General features: G+C 41.2%; 18 protein-coding genes. 11 read left to right on the top strand and 7 right to left on the bottom strand.

The features are described 5' to 3' along the window. Positions 1-1113 (top strand): sensor histidine kinase (locus B2X72_RS19030; protein ID WP_286851090.1); only part of this gene is annotated, 1113 nt, incomplete at its 5' end. A 276-nt stretch (positions 1114-1389) separates the two neighbouring features. Here the strand turns inward: B2X72_RS19030 and B2X72_RS19035 are convergent. Further along, entirely contained in the window at positions 1390-3858 is a 2469-nt protein-coding gene (locus B2X72_RS19035; RefSeq protein ID WP_070567163.1) for a glutaminase family protein, read from the bottom strand. A gap of 272 nt (positions 3859-4130) precedes the next feature. Between B2X72_RS19035 and B2X72_RS19040 the strand changes: the two genes are divergently transcribed. Continuing rightward, the gene (locus B2X72_RS19040) at positions 4131-5951 is read left to right on the top strand and encodes a mechanosensitive ion channel family protein (RefSeq protein ID WP_083295994.1); all 1821 of its coding nucleotides are present in this window, start codon (positions 4131-4133) and stop codon (positions 5949-5951) included. A gap of 92 nt (positions 5952-6043) precedes the next feature. On the opposite strand, the gene B2X72_RS19045 is transcribed toward B2X72_RS19040, so the two are convergent. Then, on the bottom strand, positions 6044-6538 hold the full coding sequence (locus B2X72_RS19045) for a GNAT family N-acetyltransferase (protein WP_070566972.1): 495 nt from the start codon (positions 6536-6538) through the stop codon (positions 6044-6046). 152 nt (positions 6539-6690) lie between these two features. On the opposite strand from B2X72_RS19045, the gene B2X72_RS19050 reads away from it, so the two are divergent. The 5 genes from B2X72_RS19050 to B2X72_RS19070 all read left to right on the top strand — a co-directional run bounded on the left by B2X72_RS19050 (position 6691) and on the right by B2X72_RS19070 (position 9745). After that, positions 6691-7203 carry an FMN-binding negative transcriptional regulator gene (locus B2X72_RS19050; protein ID WP_083295995.1) on the top strand — a complete coding sequence of 171 codons (513 nt, stop codon included), beginning with the start codon at positions 6691-6693 and terminating at the stop codon, positions 7201-7203. 110 nt (positions 7204-7313) lie between these two features. Beyond that, a complete protein-coding gene (locus B2X72_RS19055; protein ID WP_083296001.1) occupies positions 7314-7850 on the top strand; it encodes a GNAT family N-acetyltransferase in 537 nt (178 codons plus the stop codon). Between the two features lies 1 nt (position 7851). Continuing rightward, a complete protein-coding gene (locus tag B2X72_RS19060) occupies positions 7852-8583 on the top strand; it encodes a YggS family pyridoxal phosphate-dependent enzyme (protein ID WP_070566974.1) in 732 nt (243 codons plus the stop codon). 11 nt (positions 8584-8594) lie between these two features. After that, the gene (locus tag B2X72_RS19065; RefSeq protein ID WP_070566976.1) at positions 8595-9332 is read left to right on the top strand and encodes a type 1 glutamine amidotransferase; all 738 of its coding nucleotides are present in this window, start codon (positions 8595-8597) and stop codon (positions 9330-9332) included. 89 nt (positions 9333-9421) lie between these two features. After that, positions 9422-9745: a hypothetical protein gene (locus tag B2X72_RS19070; RefSeq protein ID WP_070566978.1), complete on the top strand. Its 324-nt coding sequence runs from the start codon at positions 9422-9424 to the stop codon at positions 9743-9745. Positions 9746-9888: 143 nt separating this feature from the next. On the opposite strand, the gene B2X72_RS19075 is transcribed toward B2X72_RS19070, so the two are convergent. Both B2X72_RS19075 and B2X72_RS19080 read right to left on the bottom strand, forming a co-directional pair. Next, on the bottom strand, positions 9889-10179 hold the full coding sequence (locus B2X72_RS19075; RefSeq protein ID WP_070567167.1) for a putative quinol monooxygenase: 291 nt from the start codon (positions 10177-10179) through the stop codon (positions 9889-9891). Positions 10180-10259: 80 nt separating this feature from the next. Continuing rightward, positions 10260-10871, bottom strand: a complete 612-nt coding sequence (locus B2X72_RS19080; protein WP_159333219.1) for an NAD(P)H-dependent oxidoreductase — start codon at positions 10869-10871, stop codon at positions 10260-10262. Between the two features lie 97 nt (positions 10872-10968). On the opposite strand from B2X72_RS19080, the gene B2X72_RS19085 reads away from it, so the two are divergent. Then, entirely contained in the window at positions 10969-11865 is an 897-nt protein-coding gene (locus tag B2X72_RS19085; RefSeq protein WP_046675049.1) for a LysR family transcriptional regulator, read from the top strand. A 44-nt stretch (positions 11866-11909) separates the two neighbouring features. On the opposite strand, the gene B2X72_RS19090 is transcribed toward B2X72_RS19085, so the two are convergent. After that, the gene (locus B2X72_RS19090) at positions 11910-12605 is read right to left on the bottom strand and encodes a LytR/AlgR family response regulator transcription factor (RefSeq protein WP_070566981.1); all 696 of its coding nucleotides are present in this window, start codon (positions 12603-12605) and stop codon (positions 11910-11912) included. A gap of 3 nt (positions 12606-12608) precedes the next feature. Further along, entirely contained in the window at positions 12609-13619 is a 1011-nt protein-coding gene (locus B2X72_RS19095; RefSeq protein ID WP_070566983.1) for a sensor histidine kinase, read from the bottom strand. Between the two features lie 172 nt (positions 13620-13791). On the opposite strand from B2X72_RS19095, the gene B2X72_RS19100 reads away from it, so the two are divergent. The 3 genes from B2X72_RS19100 to B2X72_RS19110 are packed head-to-tail and all read left to right on the top strand — an operon-like array spanning position 13792 to position 19600. Next, positions 13792-15180 carry a TolC family protein gene (locus B2X72_RS19100; protein WP_286726851.1) on the top strand — a complete coding sequence of 463 codons (1389 nt, stop codon included), beginning with the start codon at positions 13792-13794 and terminating at the stop codon, positions 15178-15180. 10 nt (positions 15181-15190) lie between these two features. Further along, positions 15191-18481 (top strand): efflux RND transporter permease subunit, encoded by a 3291-nt coding sequence (locus tag B2X72_RS19105; protein ID WP_070566987.1) that lies wholly within the window; start codon positions 15191-15193, stop codon positions 18479-18481. A gap of 21 nt (positions 18482-18502) precedes the next feature. Further along, positions 18503-19600, top strand: a complete 1098-nt coding sequence (locus B2X72_RS19110) for an efflux RND transporter periplasmic adaptor subunit (RefSeq protein ID WP_070566989.1) — start codon at positions 18503-18505, stop codon at positions 19598-19600. A 151-nt stretch (positions 19601-19751) separates the two neighbouring features. Here B2X72_RS19110 and B2X72_RS19115 read toward each other — a convergent pair. Further along, a partial coding sequence (locus B2X72_RS19115) for a hypothetical protein (RefSeq protein ID WP_286851091.1) occupies positions 19752-20049 on the bottom strand: 298 nt, incomplete at its 5' end.

Below are 20049 nucleotides of genomic sequence, written 5' to 3' on the forward strand. Positions count from 1 at the left end.
ATAGATGAACGTTTGCACCAACAAACAGCGTCCTCTATATTGATGAACAATTTATTCGTAGACTACAGTAATGTTGCCGCAATCTATGTTTCATTAAATAAGCCGGCCTTGGGAGAAAAATTCATCCAAAAAGCCAGCAAACTTAAAGCGCAGTTTCCAAAATTAATCTTTCCCAACAACGAAATTACATTTCAAAACAGTCTAGCAGCCGTCTATCGCTTGCAAGGAAAAAATAAAGCCGCAATAGACGTATTGAATCATCTTGTGCAATTACAAAGGGGTATTTACCAATCGGAGAATACACAAGCGATCGCAGAAATGAATGCCCTATATCAACTCCAGGCGAAGGATCAATCTATTCGAATACTGAACGAAAATATCAAGATCAATAAACTCCAGCTACAACAAAATCGTTTAGGGCTGATCATATCCTCGCTCGCGGTTATTTTATTGATCATCATACTTTTCTTCCTATATTACAGTTTTCGCCAGCGCCGTTCCATACAAGAGAAAGAAAAGGTCTTGTTGCAGCAGCAGTTGTTGCGCACACAGATGGAACCGCACTTTATTTTCAATACCCTTTCCGCTGTACAGAGCTTCATGCGCCTGGATAAGAAGGAAAATGCCATCAAATATTTAAATCGTTTCAGTCGACTACTACGCAGCAATCTCGAATTAAGCCGTGAAAACCTTGTTCCATTAAATGAGGAACTGGAAACCTTAGAAAACTATTTGATCTTGCAGCAAATGCGTTTTGAAGATGCCTTTCATTACCATATCACACAACCTGAAGATCAAGATTTAAGTGCGGTCATGCTACCACCAATGCTCATACAACCCTATGTTGAAAATGCAATTCTGCATGGCATAAACCTCGAAACGGGCGATGGCAGTATCGACATCCAGTTTACGTTATCTGAAGATATCCTACAGGTGACGATTAAAGATAGTGGTAAAGTAAATCCAGACATTCCTGTAATTACCCATCGTTCACTCTCTGGGACCATCAGTCGTGAACGCATGCAGCTGTTGGGCAAGAAAGCAAGTGTACAGATCACCAAAAACCCAACTGCTGGTACCACAGTCATCCTTCATATACCAGTGACATATTAATGGCAAACAAAGGAATATTTAACGTCCTTTCTAGGTTCTACTGCAGTGAAAATTTCAGGAAAACAATACAGAACTTGCAAGACAACACGTATTTCAACAGAAATCAGAAAAAAGAACCATGTTGAGCCAAATTTCGATACCGTAAAATACGGGATATTGAAACGCATAACCCTATAAACAAACGGCGAGCAATTCTTTAATTGCCCGCCGTCTTATTAACTAAACACAAACTAAATATTTCATTGTGGACTCCCGTCTCCTACTCATTTTCCTCATTTATTTCTGTTTCATGATATCCGCTAAAAGTTTCATGTAAAAACCTCCAACAACACTACGCGCCTTGAAGTTTTCGCGGATCCCCGTAGTCGAATCATAAAAATCATTTAATGGGACACGGGATTCCGTTTGAATCGCATGATTATAGACTGGTTTTATCAAAGCTTCAAATGCTTCTCTTGATGGAGCAAATGATGCCGTCCAAAGAATCCAGTCATTTTTTGTGTACGCTTTACGGCTATCCAATGGTATGCCGAATCTATTTTGCTTGGTCAGATAATACTTAATTTCTGTATCATACACTTTCTGTGGAAATAGATTCAATCCCAACACTTTGTCCCAGATCAAATTATATTTTTGACTCCAGGTATTTTTATCATCAAATGTCAGTGCATAATGATCACCAGCATATGCCATTTCCATCCATTTCGGAACCATTTCCTCGGCAATTGCACGGTATTTTTTTGCTATTGCGGTTTCACCAATGGCCTCCGCTAGCTGCGCATAACAAGCAATACCAACGATAGCCTTAACAGATAAATTGGCATTTCGTGCAAGGTGACCGGCAAAATCATCTGTACATAGCTGCGTTTTAGGGTCAAAACCATCTTTAACGAGATAATCTACCCATGTTGTCAATGTTTTCCAATGCTTCCTGGCATAGTCAGCATTCCCTTGCACTTTTGCGATTGCAGCAGTTAAAATAATCATATTGCCCGATTCCTCCACAGGCATAGGTTCACCATAGGTTTGACCATTGGCCAATGGATACGTACCCAAATCGTGCGCTGCCCAAGGATAGGGATATTTACCGCTCTCACTAAAATAAAATATTCCACTTAACATCCCTTTCAACAACTCCGGATTATAGATCAGATACAATGGCGCTGAAGGATAAGTGACATCGACCGTATTGATGAATCCGCCACTATTATTTTCTTTGGAAAGCCATAGTAGTTCGTTTTGTGGACTTTTCACCAAGGTATGTGCTGCAATACTTTGACGATAAGCGAGAACGCTAAGGTGTGCATACTCTTTTCCACCCGATTTTAGCGCATCTGCATACACTGTTTTGTCGAATGCCACGCACTTATCGAGTACCTTACGATACTCATCTGCAGCCAAAGTCAGCTGATTTTCCATCGTTTCTTTACCGGAGTTGTTCCACCATGGTCTCAAATTATTTTTGAAATACTGAATCGCATAAATTTCATCGTACCCAACCTCTACAAAACGTTCCTCCACTTTCGCCCCCACATTGCCAAATGGAATGACCGTGTTCAGCGCAAGTGATGTCCCCTTAACAGTTTTTACCGATGTCGTTGTTCCCTTTCTAAAGGCGTCTACGGCTCCGCCTCTCGGACTAATAAACTGTTGCGTTTTATCCCGCTTCGGCGCAGCAACATAAAAATACCCCCAGTCTATCCGCATATCATCGGCCCCTTTCTGCAGAATAGGCTGTTCGACCGTTCCCGTCTTTAGTACAGACAATTTTGCCGTCTCATATTTTTCGGCGATCACCTCCTGTGAAGGTTTATACACCGCAATATTTGTGGATGCACTTAGAAAAACTTTAACCGCATGCTGCTTGCCATCGTTTGCTTTGACGTTATACGTGATATAGCTTACCGGTCGAGCCAATAAATTCAGATCTTCCATAAGCAAAGGCGACGTAAAAGTTAATTTTAGATCAACCTTACCTGCCTGAAAGTTATAAACCGTACGCGTCGCTGTTATTTCTACATCGTTTTGCACGGCTTCTTCAATCCGTGCCCCACGCTCTTTAAGCCTGTCAACCAAACCAAAATCGAGATAACGACCGCCAGCACTATTCTTCAAATGGATGGCAATATTATTTTGCCCAGCCTTCAAATTCGTCTTGTCAATCGGTATATACTGAAAGTTGTTGGTCCAACCTACTTTTTCGTAAACCTTCTTCCCATTCAAAAATACGTCTATATTATCATCATGATTGAGTTTTAAAAACAACTCATTAATACCCTTCGGATCCGCTACGGAAAACTCGCGTCTCACCCAGATATCGTCCGATTTCCAAAGGGTTTTTACCTGCTTCTCGTCATCACCTATGGGTGCAAGTCCCGATTTCCACGTATCCGTATTATAAGCGGAAGATTCCCAGCCACCTTGAGGTTTTGATTCTGTATACTGTACCGTATAAGATTTATCTTCGGCAGTCGGTAGAATAACCGCATAACTCGGTTCCTCTTTGCCAAGAAAACGATAAATATGACCATCAACATCAATTAAGCCCAACAGCGAATGATCAGCGTCTGTCCAGTGCTTTGTTGTCGATGCATGAAGCTGATCTGTCATTGACCATATACTAAAATTGGGGTTGTGTGTAATCAATGGATAAGCCGGAGCTTTGCGTTCTTGGGCTTGTCCATCTAAAACAGTGGAAACACAGGCTACAATAACACAGAGACATATCTTCCCAAGTTTGTTCATTGCATAAATAGATTTTTGAAAAGGTTTAATCATATTTTTTAGATAAAATTAGCTATACAGTTTTTCGTATTGAGCATATGCTCAATCGTTTTAACAAAGAAAGTCGGAATAAGTTAAATTCAGCTGTCGCATCGTATCATTTTACCTTCAATTTATATCATATTTGACGATCTGCCGTCTAATCGAGATAATTATTATCTTTGAGAACCTGTCCGATCGTTATGCGCAAAATAACCTAGTAAACATCGGCATTCAATTTTACCAATAACACGATGAGAAGTATTTACGTTTATTTCTTAATGACTATATCTTGTCTATTTTCAACGAGCGCACCGCTTTATGCACAAGAAACAGATTCGGTCAATAAAAAAGAATTGGATCTAAGTTCCCTACTGAACGGAATTAGACAACAGCAAATTAATGATTCTCTTGAACGGGTAAAGCTTCAGCATGAAATTGCCGATCTTAAAAGTCAAAATAGCCCCAAAAAAGAAAATTTAAAACAGCAGCTGAATGAGTTTGACGAAGAAAATAACCTTCGGAAGCAGCAGCTGAAAGTTAAAGTAGACTCCATCAAAAAAAACACAAAAAGATATGCGGTCGCGCCATTTCAGGATACGCTATTCTATATCTATAATAAACTTGGATCATCATTAGCCAAAGACCGCGCCTACAATGTGGTCAGCAGAATCCATAATCTATATGAAGACGATTTTGTGAAAGTAGATTCCTTTAAAATCGAAAACAGCGAAATAAGTGCCGACATCGTTTATAAAGATCTCGTCATAACTTCCGTCACAGAACTCGATGCCCTTCTTGAAGGAAAAAGCAAAGAAGAGATTGCGGCAAACTACCTAAAAAGAATTCAGGATTCAATCAAAACGGAACGTGCTGATAACAGCATTACAAAACTTCTTACGCGTATTGGGCTTGTATTTCTCATTCTAGTCGTTTTTTCGATATTGATTCTATTGATAAACAAATTGAAAAAATATGGTACGCGACGTATATTGACAGAAAGAACACAGCGGATCAAAGACATTAAGATCAAAAATTACGTCCTTGTCACCTCCGTACAAAAAACACGGATGTTTATTAATGCCATAAATATCTTACGTTGGGGCTTGATCGTACTCATTGCCTTTATCATGCTGCCGATTGTCTTTAGTGTCTTTCCATTTACACAGAGCTGGGCATCCAATCTCATTGGACTTTTTACAAAGCCCCTGAAGACTGCAGTTTTGGCCATTTGGGATTATATTCCCAATCTGATTACTGTATTTGTCATACTCGTTGTCATGCGGTATGCCGTTCGATTCATAAAGTATATTTTTAGCGAAATTGACAAAGGCAAATTAGAGGTCAATGGTTTTCATCGCGATTTTGCCATGCCAACCTTTACTATTGTTCGTTTTCTGCTCCAAGCCTTCACGCTGGTGCTCATATTCCCTTACTTACCCGGCGCAAATTCAGATATCTTTAAAGGAATATCCGTATTTATTGGTGTCCTGTTCTCTTTGGGGTCATCTTCTGCGATTTCCAATATCATAGCGGGGCTTGTGATCACCTATATGCGTCCTTTCCGTATCGGAGACCGTATCACTATCGCCGACAAAACGGGCGTTGTTATCGAAAAATCCCCCCTGGTAACCAGGCTTCGAACGATAAAAAATGAAGAAATTACCATTCCCAATTCCTCGGTACTTTCGGGAAATACCGTCAATTATTCGACATTCTCTGAAGAGGGAATTTGTTTTCAGGTGGAATTGACAGTCGGTTATGAAGAACCTTGGCAACGTATCCACGAATTGCTGCTGAACATCCCGCCACGAATAAAAAGAGTCAACCTTAGTCCTGCCCCATTCGTCTTGCAAAAAAAATTAGACGACTTTTATGTTTTATATGAACTGAATGTCTACATCGCTAGATCCGCGGAAATTGAACTGGCAAAATCTGAAATTTTTCAATTGATCCTCGATGACTTTTTAGCGGCAGGAATTGAAATGAATGGTCCACACCTATTTGCCAAAGTTGATCATGTCCAGCAATATAATCCGAAAGCACCCAACAGTTCGCACGAAAACGAACTTTAAAGCTTGTTTCCATGCGCTGTATTTTATAGATCAGTTGCTGCGTTCAGACCGGACTGAACGCAGTAATTGATCAACAGCAGGAAGCAGGTTAACTAAAGATTCAAAACATAGATCAGCTCTTCTGCTTTGACCCCATCAGGCCAAACGACATCTCTTGAATGTGTATACGCAAAGTTAAACGATTGATTTGCAGCTCTCGAGGCTTCGTTACCAACCCCATGAGATACCGTAATCCGGAGGCAGCCTTGTTCACGTGCCCATGTTATACGCGCTTCATAAAACAAGCGGGACAACCCCCGGCCTCTATGGCCTTCCTGAATGAAAGACGCGATCAAAATCGCATTTGATTCATCCGTCCGATCCAACACGACACCAGTCAGCCCAATCAATAATTCTTGGTTATACAAACCGAATATCGCACACTTGGGATTGCCCAGTAAGGCCATCCACTCGGCATCACTATAAGCCGCTTCCTTTTGATAATTGCTACCGAACACCTCAGGAGCAGAAGATAAGGCCTCCAGTCTTATCTTTTTGTATTGCTGCCATTCTCCTATTTCTAAACGTCTTAGCTCATATTTCTCCATTTTTGGCGTCTTTTTTTGCTTATCTTTTAACGTAAATATACTTAAGCAAGCGCAATAAATGAACACTGGACCAGCTACATTATTCAATTTGGACTAGCTCATTTGCACCCATTGGCCGTAATTTTGAATTAAATCAAGAAATAGCTATTTGCATGTATGTACCCAAACATTTCCAGTTCGAAGATTACGCAGAAAAGGTTGAATTTATGCAACAATATAGTTTTGCCACCATCGTATCGGTTAAAGAGGGGATTCCAATAGCAACCCAGCTCCCCTTCCACATCCGTACAGATAAAGATCAGCTGCTTTTAACATCACACTTCGCTCGCGCAAACGAACAAGCCAATTATATCGAAAATACACCGTCATTAGTCATTTTCTCCGAACCACATGCTTATATCTCGCCACAGCACTACGACAAGGAGGAAAGTGTACCAACCTGGGACTACATTGCGGTTCATGCCTATGGTCTTGCATCTATCCTTACGGAGGAAAAAGCAATAAACAAGGCTTTAGAGCAAATGATCCTCAGTTACGACGAAGCTTATCTAACACAATGGAACAATCTCTCCGATCGCTTCAAAAGTGGCATGATGCGAGGTATCATCGCCTTCGAACTTGTCGTTACGGATTTACAGGGCCAAAAAAAAATTAGGTCAAAATAAAAGTGAAACAGAAAAACAGCGTATCCGCGATTTTCTGAAAAATAGCGACAATGAGCTCGAAAGAAATATTGCCGCAGCAATGAAAAATGGATCAATAAGTAATGAAAAAAATGAACAAAAATAACACCGAAATAGCCATCACTAAAGTAAAACTAACAGATATTGACCTGCTGCAGCATATTGGAAAAGAAACATTTATCCAGACCTTTTCAGACACAAACACCGAAGAGAACATGAAGACTTATCTAACGGAAGGTTTTGCAAGAGAAAAATTATTGGCCGAGCTCTGCCATGATGAGTCTGAATTTTACTTCGCCGTTTTAGAAAATAATGTTATCGGTTACTTAAAAATAAATACCGGACAAGCGCAGACCGAAAACCAAAGCCCACAGGCATTGGAAATTGAACGCATCTATGTTCTACAGGAATTTCACGGTAGAAAAGTGGGGCAGCTATTGTTCGAGAAAGCACTAGTCTTAGCTCAAAAAAAAGCAGTTTCATTTATCTGGCTTGGTGTTTGGGAAAAAAATTCCCGCGCGATCAATTTCTATCGGAAAAATGGCTTTGTGGCATTCGACAAGCATATATTTCAACTGGGCGACGATAAGCAAATCGATATTATGATGAAAAAAACAATACAACCGTAACATGGATGAGTTTATTACAGAGAATATACGCATTATACAACAGCGTATCGACAAAGCGTGCAAAGCAAATCAGCGCGACCCACGCGAAGTAAAATTATTGCTAGCGACTAAAACCGTACCTGCCGAACGTATCGAAATCGCACTGCAAACTGGTCAAACCTTAATTGCCGAAAATAAAGTACAGGAATTAAAAGACAAATTTGAGTATTTAAATACTATTCCGCATGTTAATCATTTTATTGGCCACCTGCAAACCAATAAAATCAAGGATCTGCTTAAATACAACGTATCCTGCATCCATTCAATAGATCGTATAGATCTTGCCGAAAAATTGCATCAACGACTTTTAAAAGAAGATAAAACCATGGAGGTGCTCATTCAGGTGAATACTTCCTTTGAAGAGAGCAAGTACGGCGCTGCTCCAAAGGAAGTGATCGATCTAGTACAGCAAATAGCAACATTAAACACACTAAAGATTAAAGGATTGATGACGATAGGTCTATTGAGTGCCGAGGCCGAACAGGTACGAGCCTGTTTCAAATTGCTTAGACATATTCAACAACAAATTATAGCCCTAGCTATTCCTGATGTATCGATGAAAGAACTGTCGATGGGCATGAGCGGGGATTTAGAAATAGCTATAGCGGAAGGCGCGACGATTGTCAGGGTAGGAACGGCAATTTTTGGACAGCGTCCTACTCCAAATAGTTATTACTGGAACGAAAACCGATAACATAAAAACCAATGCGGATACATTTTATACAACACGAAGTTTTTGAAGCACCCGGAGCCTATTTAGCCTGGGCAGAAAAACAACAGCATGAGGTCACCTTTTCCCAGGTCTACCAACAGGACCTTCTGCCAGACGAAATTGATTCCGTCGATGTATTGATCATTATGGGCGGACCTCAAAGCCCAGATTCATCCCCTTCCGAATACCCTTATTTTGACGCTAAGGCCGAAATCGCCTTTATCCGCCGATGTATTGATGCAGGCAAGGCAGTTGTTGGTATATGCCTGGGCGCACAACTGATTGGCGAAGCGCTATTGGCAAAGTATGAACATAGTCCACAAAAAGAAATTGGGGTTTTCCCCATCACGCTTACAGCGGCAGGAATAAACGACTCCAAAATAGCACATTTTGGCAGCCCGTTATCGGTTGGACATTGGCACAACGATATGCCTGGACTTACCCCTGAAAGTGAAATCTTAGCAAGTAGCGCCGGCTGCCCTAGGCAAATTGTGCGTTATACAAATCTCGTTTACGGATTTCAATGCCATATGGAACTCACGACTGAAGTCGTCCGGCTATTGATAGCTTCAGAAGAAGATCTCCTTCTCCAAAGCCAATTGCACCAATTTGTGCAATTACCCGACGTAATTCAGGCTTATGATTACAACGAAATGAACAATAAACTTCATACATTTTTAGATTTACTTGAATGTGCATACAGGAGAAGTCTGGTCAATAAATGCGCATAACTGTTTAAATGAGGCCATAAAAATTCGTAGAGGTAATTCATTAGTTGGATAAAAAATCGTAGATTTGATATTAACACAAAGAACTATTGATGGACCTAAGACGCAGTAAACTTCTAAAAATGGGCTATGTCGCCCTTCTGGCATTTCTCCTGTACAGCTGTGTTTCCCAAAAAGAAAACAAAAAACTGACCTGGTATCAACATCAGATTATCGAGCAGCTTGTTCCGGAAACTGATTCCAGTTACAGAGTGCAAATTGGTATCATGGCTGCTACCTTCTGGCTAGATAATCAAGATGGTCAGCTGACCAAAAAATTGAATCTCCTGCAACAGAGCTACACGCAACGAAATAAAGTCGACGTCGCTGTTCAGCAAGGTACCAACAAAATCATTCGCGTCACCAAATCAGAATAGAGCACGCTCTATCTAGGCAACACAAATGATTTTGGCACCACCAATACTTCAATTATAGTTCATATCCTAGGCCCACACAAATCATCCACTACACATGTTGTTTGCTATCTTCTCAATAAGGTCCGGACAGACCACATGGTAAATTAAGCAATCTTATTCATTGCTATAATTTGAGGCGTTTCCTGTAATTTTTCACCAGCCACTTTTCCAAATGCCACAATATAAGGTTGTTGATTATGCGCATCCAAGCCCGCTTGATCTTCCCAGATTTCATAAAATATAAATTGATTTTCATCACTGTTTACCTGGTGCAGATCATACTGTATACACGCTTCTTCTTTCCTACTTGCCTCGACCATTTCTAACAATAATGCCAATACTTCTTCCCGATGTGCAGGAACTGCTTTTAAAATTGCGGTTAAATATACCTTCATGTTATTGATTTTATTTTGGTAATTTACTCTTTTCATCGCAATAACGCCATGGATAAAGCGATTTATCGATCAATAAATTTTTAGTTCAACGTAGTTTCCAAATGGAAGACCTCTTCCAAATATTGTTTATATTCCTTTTCGTAATTGTCGACACGTTCTTGAGATGCCCCCTTTTCCATATCATGAAAATGGAAACTTCCCAGGTGTTCCAATCCTACAAACTGATTCATCTTATGAAAACCGAATAAAACACCGGCATCAACTGAATGCTGATCAAAAAACTCATTTTCCATTGTAAATGCTGTCTCAGGGGCATTCCAGCTCGAAGTCACCATGTATTTTTTACCTTGCATCAACCCCCCGGTGCCGTAATTAATTGCCGGATTCTTACGCGATCGACCATCACTCTTATAGATACCGTTGTTGTGGCCGGCCGTAAAGACTTCATCGATATAAAGTTTCAGACGATTCGGAACCTGGAACCACCATACAGGAAAATGGTAAACGATAATGTCTGCCCATTTAAAATTTTCAACTTCAACCATTGGATCAAAATCATCATTGATATTGGTAACCCTTGTTTCAAATCCATTTTCAGCCAATGTTTCAACGGTCCAATTTGTTATTGTGGTATTGAAAGAACCACCCGAGTGTGCGAATTTCTGTCCGCCGTTGATAATAAATATTTTCATCTCTATAATTTTTATTATTGATAATACAAATTTCTATCATATTTTTGAATCATACAAATAATTTAAATTGTATATTTGTATCATAAAAATAATAACTATGAAATGGAACTTAGAATGGCTTCGTACATTTAAGGCAATCTATGAAACCGGAACATTATCTGCAGCTGCACAGGAATTATTTATTTCTCAGCCGGGGGTAAGCTTACATCTGAATTCCCTGGAAGCATTTACGGGGCACAAGCTTTTTGATCGCTCTGCGCGAAGAATGGTGCCGACCGAAAAGGGGAAAATCTTGTATAACTATGTTATTGATCCGCTTAAAAAACTAGAAACCGGTGAACAGCATTTTCACAAACGGGCATTGGACGAACGTATAACGATCAGTATCGGAATGTGTTTTGAGACCTTTCAGTACACCCTCGAAGAACATATTGCCCAGCTCCCCTTCAATTTAATTATCAAATTTGGAGAATATCCGCAGATGCAACAGGATCTTGATAATGGTTTATTGGATCTTATTATTACGCCTCAAAAAGGAAACCAACAGAATCTACAGTATGAAGCTTTTTCAAAAGAACGTATTGTCTTGATTGCAGGGTGTCAGACGGATACATCCACACTGGAAGCACTGCTGAGTGCCAATAAAATTAAAGAAGCAGCTCAACTCCTTAAAAAACAATTATGGTATAGCACGGCTGCCGATATGGATCATTTAAAAAACTACTGGTCAACACACTTTGGCGAACATCCAGACTTTAGCCCCAATTATATTGTTCCCAATATTAGCTCCATCATACGCTGTTTGAGCAACAATACAGGCTTTTCGATTGTTCCTGACTTCCTATGTGCTGAAGCAATTGCATCCGGGAAAATAAAACTAATCTGGGAAGGGACATCGCCTGTCGAAAATATCCTTTACTTCGGAACTAGAAAGAAAACCATGTATCAGGAAGAAATTGGGCAGTTGGAAACGCTGTTAAAAGAGAAATGGTAGTCACCTGACTCGCTCATAGCAACAAGACCTCCATTCGCTCAGACCTATTTATTGGCTAGCCGCTCCTGTAACTCTCGACGGAAAGTAATACCGACCGGAAGGGAGGTATTATTGATCTGTACCATTCCATGCTCATATTTGATCACCTTATTGATCGAAGCAATGTAGGATTTGTGGATACGGACAAACTTTGATGCTGGCACCTGTGTGAGAATTTGTTGGGTGGTGCTTGCTGTTAAAAAAGTTTGTCCCGGGGTAACAATTTTTACGTAATTGCCAAAGCTCTGGATAAAATCGATCTGCGATAATTTAACGTCAATAATACGACCATCCATGCGTATACTAATTGATTTGGGTTCTTCTTCCTGGGGCGACACAGTCGTGTTATAGGATAAAAAACGTTGAACAGCCTTAAAAAAACGGGGAAATGAAATAGGTTTTAACAGATAATCAACAACGCCGTAATCATAACTCTCCAATGCGTATTCGGAATATGCTGTTGTCAAAATCGTTTTGGGTGGGTTATCCAGCATCTTCAGAAACTCCATCCCATTAATTTCGGGCATTTCAATATCCAGGAAGATTAAATCTACTTTGTTCTCCCGAAGAAAATCCAATGCCTCAAAAGCATTATAACATTGAGCGACCAACTGCAGATCAGTACTTCTTTCAATATAATTTACCAGGACATAATGCGCCGCAGGTTCGTCATCAACCACAATACAGCTATTTTTATTCATTGTTTAAAGATTTATAACCAATGACACCTCATACTCCTCTTTTTTGGAATTTGTCGTTAATGTATACCGATTAGGATACAAAAGTTTTAATCGCGCTATTGTATTTTCCAAACCTATTTTCGCCGAAAACACATTCCTTTTCTTGACCGGAACAGAATTTCGGACATGCAAATATAAGTTCCCTTTTTCAATCTTGATTGAAATATGTACAAAACAATCTTCAATACTGCAGGTTCCGTGTTTAAAAGCATTTTCCACAAAAGTAATCAATAACATTGGCGCTATCTGATAATTGATATCTTCCTCTTTTTGATAGTCAAATTCAATTTTCGTTCGATAGCCTAACCGCTCGCGTTCCAGTTCAATATAACTTGAAATAAAATCAATTTCATCATCCATAGGCACATACTCCCGTTCACTGCTCTCCATTTGATAACGAAGCAGCTGAGACACTTTGATGATCAATTCAGAAGTACGTTCCGGATACTTTAGATTAATACCATAAATGGTATTTAACGTGTTGAATAGAAAATGTGGGTTGAGCTGCTTTTTTAAATGCGACAGTTGCGTTTGATTGGAAAGCAGTTCGCGTCTGGTCTTCACCCGTTGAAAGCGGTAAAATTCGATAAATTGGATACTGCCCAATATGCAGATCAACGAGCCCAATAATACACCAAATTGATAATGGAATGTTTTCTGAACCAGATTCTTGTAGAGAAAACAATTCTTGTAAATGACGTTATCCGTCAGCTCTTTTAATATCAGTGCAAAAATCAGCAGCGTTGCCACCGAAGCCAGAATATACAACAGGGGTTTATTCTTTTTAAGCAGTAATGGCAATAGAAAAAAGCGATTTAGTTGCGCATGCGCATAAAGGATCAGGAAATAGAGCACCCCCATCAAAAATCCCTTCCAACTCAGGATCAAAATCCAGTCGTTCAACGTAAAGAGGATAAACGAAAAGATCAATAGGACGACTTCCTGTATCATCTTGTTCTCCAAAACCTTTCTCATAATCCTTTTTTTTTGTTAAAATTCTGTTACAAAGTAAGAGTTTTAAGTTTATAACAGCAGAAAAATAAATGACGAATTAAATTGGTCACTTTTAAACACGATAGATCATTTAAAAGGGGCCTTACAGCCTAGCTCATCGCTATCTTCGTGTCCATAAAATGATAGATAACCTATGCTGAAATTGAATTTAGTGCTGTCATTGGCTGTGTCACTTGCGACATCCTCCTCCTTCGCTCAGACGCTTACACTGCGCGACGCCGTAGAACAGGGTCTTGCAAATTATGGAAATATCAAGGCAAAGGAATATTATCTCCAGTCCTCCCTGCAGACCAATGAACAAGTCAAACGCGACTTTTGGCCCAATCTGAACATCGTAGCCCAACAGGACTTTGGAACAGTCAACGGACAAAATGGTCCGCTGTATGGATTTGGTGGGCTGGGTGTAGCTTCTTCGGGAGCCGCTCTTCCAGAACAAAATTGGAATGCCGCATTTGGTGCGCTTTACTTAGCCAATGTCAATTGGGACATTTACACCTTTGGACGAAAAAAAGAACGTATCGAATTGGCCAAATCCGATACCAAACGACTACAGGCCGATCTCGGTCAGGAACAGTTCCAGCATAAAATCAAGATCGCTGCGGCTTACCTCAATTTATTGGCTAGTCAACGATTGGAAAAAAATCAACAGATGAATCTGGATCGCGCACTGGTATTTTTAAATATTGCTGCCACCAAAGTAAAAAACGGAATATTACCCGGAGTAGATTCTACGCTTGCTTCAGCGGAAGTATCGCGCGCAAAAATCAGTCTCAATCAGGCCCGTGAAAATGTTAAGGAGCAAAACAATAAGCTGACGGTATTGATGGGGATTCCAGCGAAAAATCTCGAAATAGATACTGTTCTGGTTCAGAAAACACCTATACAGCTAACTCCGCTTTCAGGCAACTTGATTGAAAGTAATCCTATGCTGCAATTTTATAAAAGTAAAATTGAACTTGGCGAACAACAATTGAAACTATCAACCAAAGAGTATCTTCCCACTGTAAGTGCCTTTGGGGTCTTTCAGACAAGGGGATCTGGTTTTAAGAGCGACTACATTACGGATTTACAAGCATATAGCACAAATTATTGGAAAGGGGTTCGTCCCAGTAGGCAAAATTATCTCTTGGGATTGGGCATAAACTGGAATCTGACTTCGATTGCGCGTATCAATAAAAAAATCAGTGCACAGCGCTTTACGAATGATGCCCTGAGAGAAGAATACCAAACTGCCGAAGCCCAATTGACAGCACAGCTGGATGCCGCTGATGTGAAAATCCAATTGGCCCTAAAAAGTGATCTAGAAGCTCCCCGACAAGTGTCGGCAGCTCAGCAAGCTTACAATCAAAAAATGACGATGTATAAAAACGGCCTAGCGACACTTGTCGACGTGACGCAGACCCTTTATACACTAAATAGAGCCGAAACCGATCGAGAGATCGTCCACATCAATCTTTGGCAGTCGCTTTTACTAAAAGCCGCAGCTGCGGGAGATTTTGATATTTTCAACAAAGAACTATAAATAACATTACATGAATTTAATACGTTTTGCCTTACGCAAGCCGATATCCATCCTCGTACTCGTATTGGGACTTATTGTCTTTGGCATAGGTGCCGTTCGATCGATCAAGGTGGATATCCTGCCAAAAATGAACCTTCCGGTTATTTATATTGCCCATCCATTTGGTGGCTATTCGCCGGATCAAATGGAATCTTATTTTGCCAAAAACTACGTCAATATCCTTCTTTTTGCCAATGGGGTCAAGTCTATTGAGACCAAGAATATTCAAGGTCTGACCTTAATGAAAGTATCGTATTACGAAGACACCAACATGGCCCAGGCTGCAGCCGAGCTAAGTGCCCTGGCCAATCGGATCCAAGCCTCCTTTCCTCCAGGCTCACAACCGCCGTTCATCATTCGCTTTGACGCCTCATCCCTCCCTGTAGGCCAACTGGTATTGAGCAGTAACAAGCGTTCTAACAACGAACTACAAGATCTAGCCAACGTCTATGTCCGGGCATCGTTTACGTCAATCCCTGGTCTACTGTCGCCCCCTCCTTTTGGGGGAAGTCCACGTACAATTGAGGTCAACGTTGATCCCGATTTAATGCGGAACCACAATATGACGCCCGATCAGGTTGTAGAAGCGCTAAGACTGAACAATCAAACTGCCCCGGCAGGAAACGTACGCATTCAGGATAAAAACTACATTACGCCGACCAATAATACCATTAAAGAGGTCAAAGATTTTGAAAAAATCCCGCTATTTAAAGGTGGTGTACAAAATCTTTACCTTGGAGATATCGCTACGGTAAAGGACGGAGCTGATGTTACTGCAGGCTACGCCTTGGTCAACGGCAAGCGCTCCGTATACGTCAGTATTGCCAAAGCTGGCGATGCCTCCACATGGGAAGTCGTCCAGAACTTAAAAGCAGCTTTACCAAAAATTCAGGAGAATTTACCCGACGACGTCAAGTTATCGTATGAATTTGATCAATCCGTTTATGTCATCAATTCGGTAAAGAGTTTGATTACCGAAGGTGCCATCGGAGCTATCCTGACCGGACTTATGGTGCTCCTATTTTTAGGTGATCGAAGAGCCGCGCTGATCGTTATCCTGACCATACCGATATCCGTGATATCCGGAGTGCTCTTTCTGAAACTCTTCGGGCAGACCATCAACCTCATGTCCCTCAGCGGACTAGCCCTGGCTATTGGTATCTTGGTCGACGAAAGTACGGTAACGATCGAGAATATACACCAGCATCTGGATATGGGTAAACCCAAAGCCTTGGCTATCTGGGATGCCTGTAAGGAGATCGCCTTACCAAAATTATTGATCCTGCTCTGTATATTAGCCGTATTTGCACCTGCATTTACCATGACGGGAATTCCGGGCTCGCTATTTCTTCCCTTGGCCCTGTCCATTGGATTTTCGATGATCGTATCCTTTCTTCTTTCGCAGACATTCGTTCCCATCATGGCAAACTGGTTTATGAAAGATCATGCCCATAAGGCTCCACATGCGACCAAATCCGAGGGTTTAAATGCAGATGAAGCCCAGTTTGCAGCATCTGGACTGACCGTAGAATCCGAACAGGATACCTTGAATCAGAAGAAACTATTGGTGGAACGTGACGACTTTAACAACGATGGAAAGATCAGTATTTTTGAACGGTTCAGAAACAGATTCATGAAAATGCTCGATCGCTTGTTCAAAAGAAAGAAAACCATTACGGTGATCTATCTGCTTGGAGCGCTAAGTCTTGTTGTCATTTTACTTTCCACGATAGGCCAGGATGTATTTCCGAAAGTCAACTCCAGCCAGTTTCAAATGCGCCTTCGTGCCGCTGAAGGTACACGTATCGAACGCACCGAAGAAAAAGCAAAACTGGCGCTGGCCGAACTGGAAAAACTGGTTGGCAAAGAACATATTAGCATATCTTCTGTCTATATCGGTCAGCACCCCGGGCAGTTTTCAGTATCGCCGATCTATCTTTTCATGGCCGGTCCACATGAAGCTGTTTTCCAAATAGCACTGAAAGACTACCATCATGATATGGACAGTTTCCGTGATGAATACCGAAAACGCCTGAAAGCAGCAGTTCCCGATGTACAGGTATCCTTTGAACCGATCGAACTTACGGATAAAGTATTAAGCCAGGGGTCGCCTACCCCTATTGAAGTTCGGATAGCAGGAAAAAACAAAAAGAACAACGAAAAGTACGCCGGAAAATTGATCGAGGAACTAAAAGCCATCCCCTACTTTAGAGATGTACAATTAGCACAATCCATTAAATATCCTTCGTACGATATTAAAATAGATCGCATTAGAGCTGCACAATTGGGTATCGATCTCAGCGAAGTGACACGATCGCTTATCGCGTCCACCTCATCTTCGCGTTATACCGAAAAAAACACCTGGATCGATGAAAAAGCAGGACTCTCGTATAATGTCCAAGTTCAGGTTCCCATCGATAAAATGAAAGATGAGAAAGAAATCGGTGAAATCCCTTTATTGAAAAATTCGGCGCGACCAATACTGAGCGACGTTGCAACCATCACACCGTCCTTCACTTATGGAGAAAATGACAATTTGGGCGCGATGCCCTATGTATCAGTTACAGCAAATATTGATCATACCGATTTGAAAACAGCCTCCAAAGATGTAAAACGTAGTATCAAAGCCCTTGGTGAACTCCCGCGTGGATTATCCATGGAGCAAATAGGCCTCGGAAAAGTATTGGAAGAAACCATGAGCAGCCTTGAATCTGGTTTGGCTGTTGCCATTATCGTTATATTCCTGATGCTATCAGCCAATTTCCAATCGTTCAAAGTTTCTATGGTTGTACTCACCACAGTTCCTGCGGTGGTGCTGGGGTCATTACTTCTATTGTTGTTAACCGGATCTACCCTCAACTTACAATCCTACATGGGGATTATCATGTCGGTGGGTGTATCCATTGCGAACGCTGTTCTCCTCATCACCAATGCCGAACATATCCGTCGGCATCATGGAGATGCGCTGGCTGCCGCTCGTGAGGCAGCATCCTTACGGCTTAGACCCATTATCATGACCAGTTTAGCCATGATTGTAGGCATGCTCCCTATGGCCATTGGCCATGGTGAAGGTGGTGAACAAGTTTCACCACTCGGTAGAGCCGTCATTGGCGGATTACTATTTTCAACATTTGCCGTACTCGTCATCTTACCGCTCATATTTGCTTGGGCGCAAGAAAAAAGCAGTACACAATCGATCTCATTAGATCCTGAAGACAAAGAAAGTAAACACTATATTGCCGCATTAAAACCTTTATCGTAAAAGCAGTATAATCTATAAAATATGAAAAATAATTTGTTCAAAATATTATCTATCGCCGGCCTGATCGCATCCTTAGCAGGATGCCATTCGGCAGCCGAGGAAAATGTCAAAAAAGAAAGTCCCGAAGCTGCAGCTCCGGCAATGGAGACATTTGTACCTTCCAAACAGAAATTAACCAATAAAATGCAGATCCCTGGGGAAATCACGGGATTCCAGCAGGTCGAAATTTACGCCAAGGTCAGTAGCTATGTCAAAAGCCTCAATGTGGACATCGGCAGTAAAGTGCATGCAGGCCAGTTGTTGGCTGTCTTGGAAGCTCCCGAATTGAGTTCACAGCTATCTGCTGCAAAATCGCGGCTCAAATCGCAAGAAGCAGTTTATATGGCTACAAAGAGCACTTACGATAGACTCTTCGAAACCAGCAAGGTGGAAGGAACTGTGGCTAGACTCGATCTTGAGGTTGCTGAGTCAAAAAAGAATGCTGATTTTGCCCAGTACCAAGCCGCTAAATCAGCCTATGCAGAAGTACAAAACCTCTTGAATTATTTGGAAATCAGAGCACCCTTCGACGGTGTCATCGCAACAAGAAATGTCAATCAAGGCGCCTATGTTGGTCCAGCTGGCCGTGGTTCGGAAATGCCCATCATGACCATTCAACAACAACGCAAACTGAGGTTAGCCGTTGCTGTTCCGGAACAATATTCGGGTTTCCTGACCGAAAACCAGCCCTTACAATTTACCGTCAAATCATTGCCGGGGCAAACCTTCTCGGGTAAGATCGCTCGTAAATCGGGTGCCCTGGACAGCCGGTTAAGATCCGAACGGGTAGAAATTGACATTAACAATACCGACAACAAGTTATTGCCGGGCATGGTTGCAGAGGTCGAATTGCCTTTAACATCTCAGGATAGTACTTTTGTTGTACCGAAATCAGCCGTATTTACTTCGGGCGAAGGAAGTTTTGTGATTGCTGTTGTTTCGAACAAAACACAACGTATTCCTGTACAGAAAGGACGCAGCATCGATGGTCAGATCGAAATATTTGGCGACTTAAAACAAGACACCAAATTGGTCAGCAAAGCGGATGAAGAGATTATAGACGGTACATCAGTCAAATAGGACATCTCCTAATTCCTAAACAAAAGAAAGACCGAACCCATAACCGGATTCGGTCTTTCTAATTTATTCGGTTTTTCTAATTTAAATGCCCATAAATTTAAAGGGTTGGGCAGCCTTAAACAGGTTATTTGAAATGCCTTTTTGACAAGCACTATTCAGCTGCTTTCGGGTCAATTGCTGCTGCTGCTGCAGTTAGTGCTAAGGCCCCGCCAACGATCATAGCCTCCTGCCCCTTTTTTTCCTTAACAGCCAGCACGTCTCCACGCTTATTATACAGTTCAATAATATTATTAAGCGCTACTGAACCGGTCTGCCAAAGCTGGGCAGCATAAAATTTTTGCTCCGTAGTTTTAACAATGGCTTTACCATCTTCTAAAATCGAATAACTTAAATAACTACGTAAACTGTAAGGTGAATCAGCGCCTTCAAATCGAGCAAGTTTTACCGCA

The organism is Sphingobacterium sp. UBA7253 (assembly GCF_002472745.1).
Lineage (GTDB): Bacteria > Bacteroidota > Bacteroidia > Sphingobacteriales > Sphingobacteriaceae > Sphingobacterium > Sphingobacterium siyangense.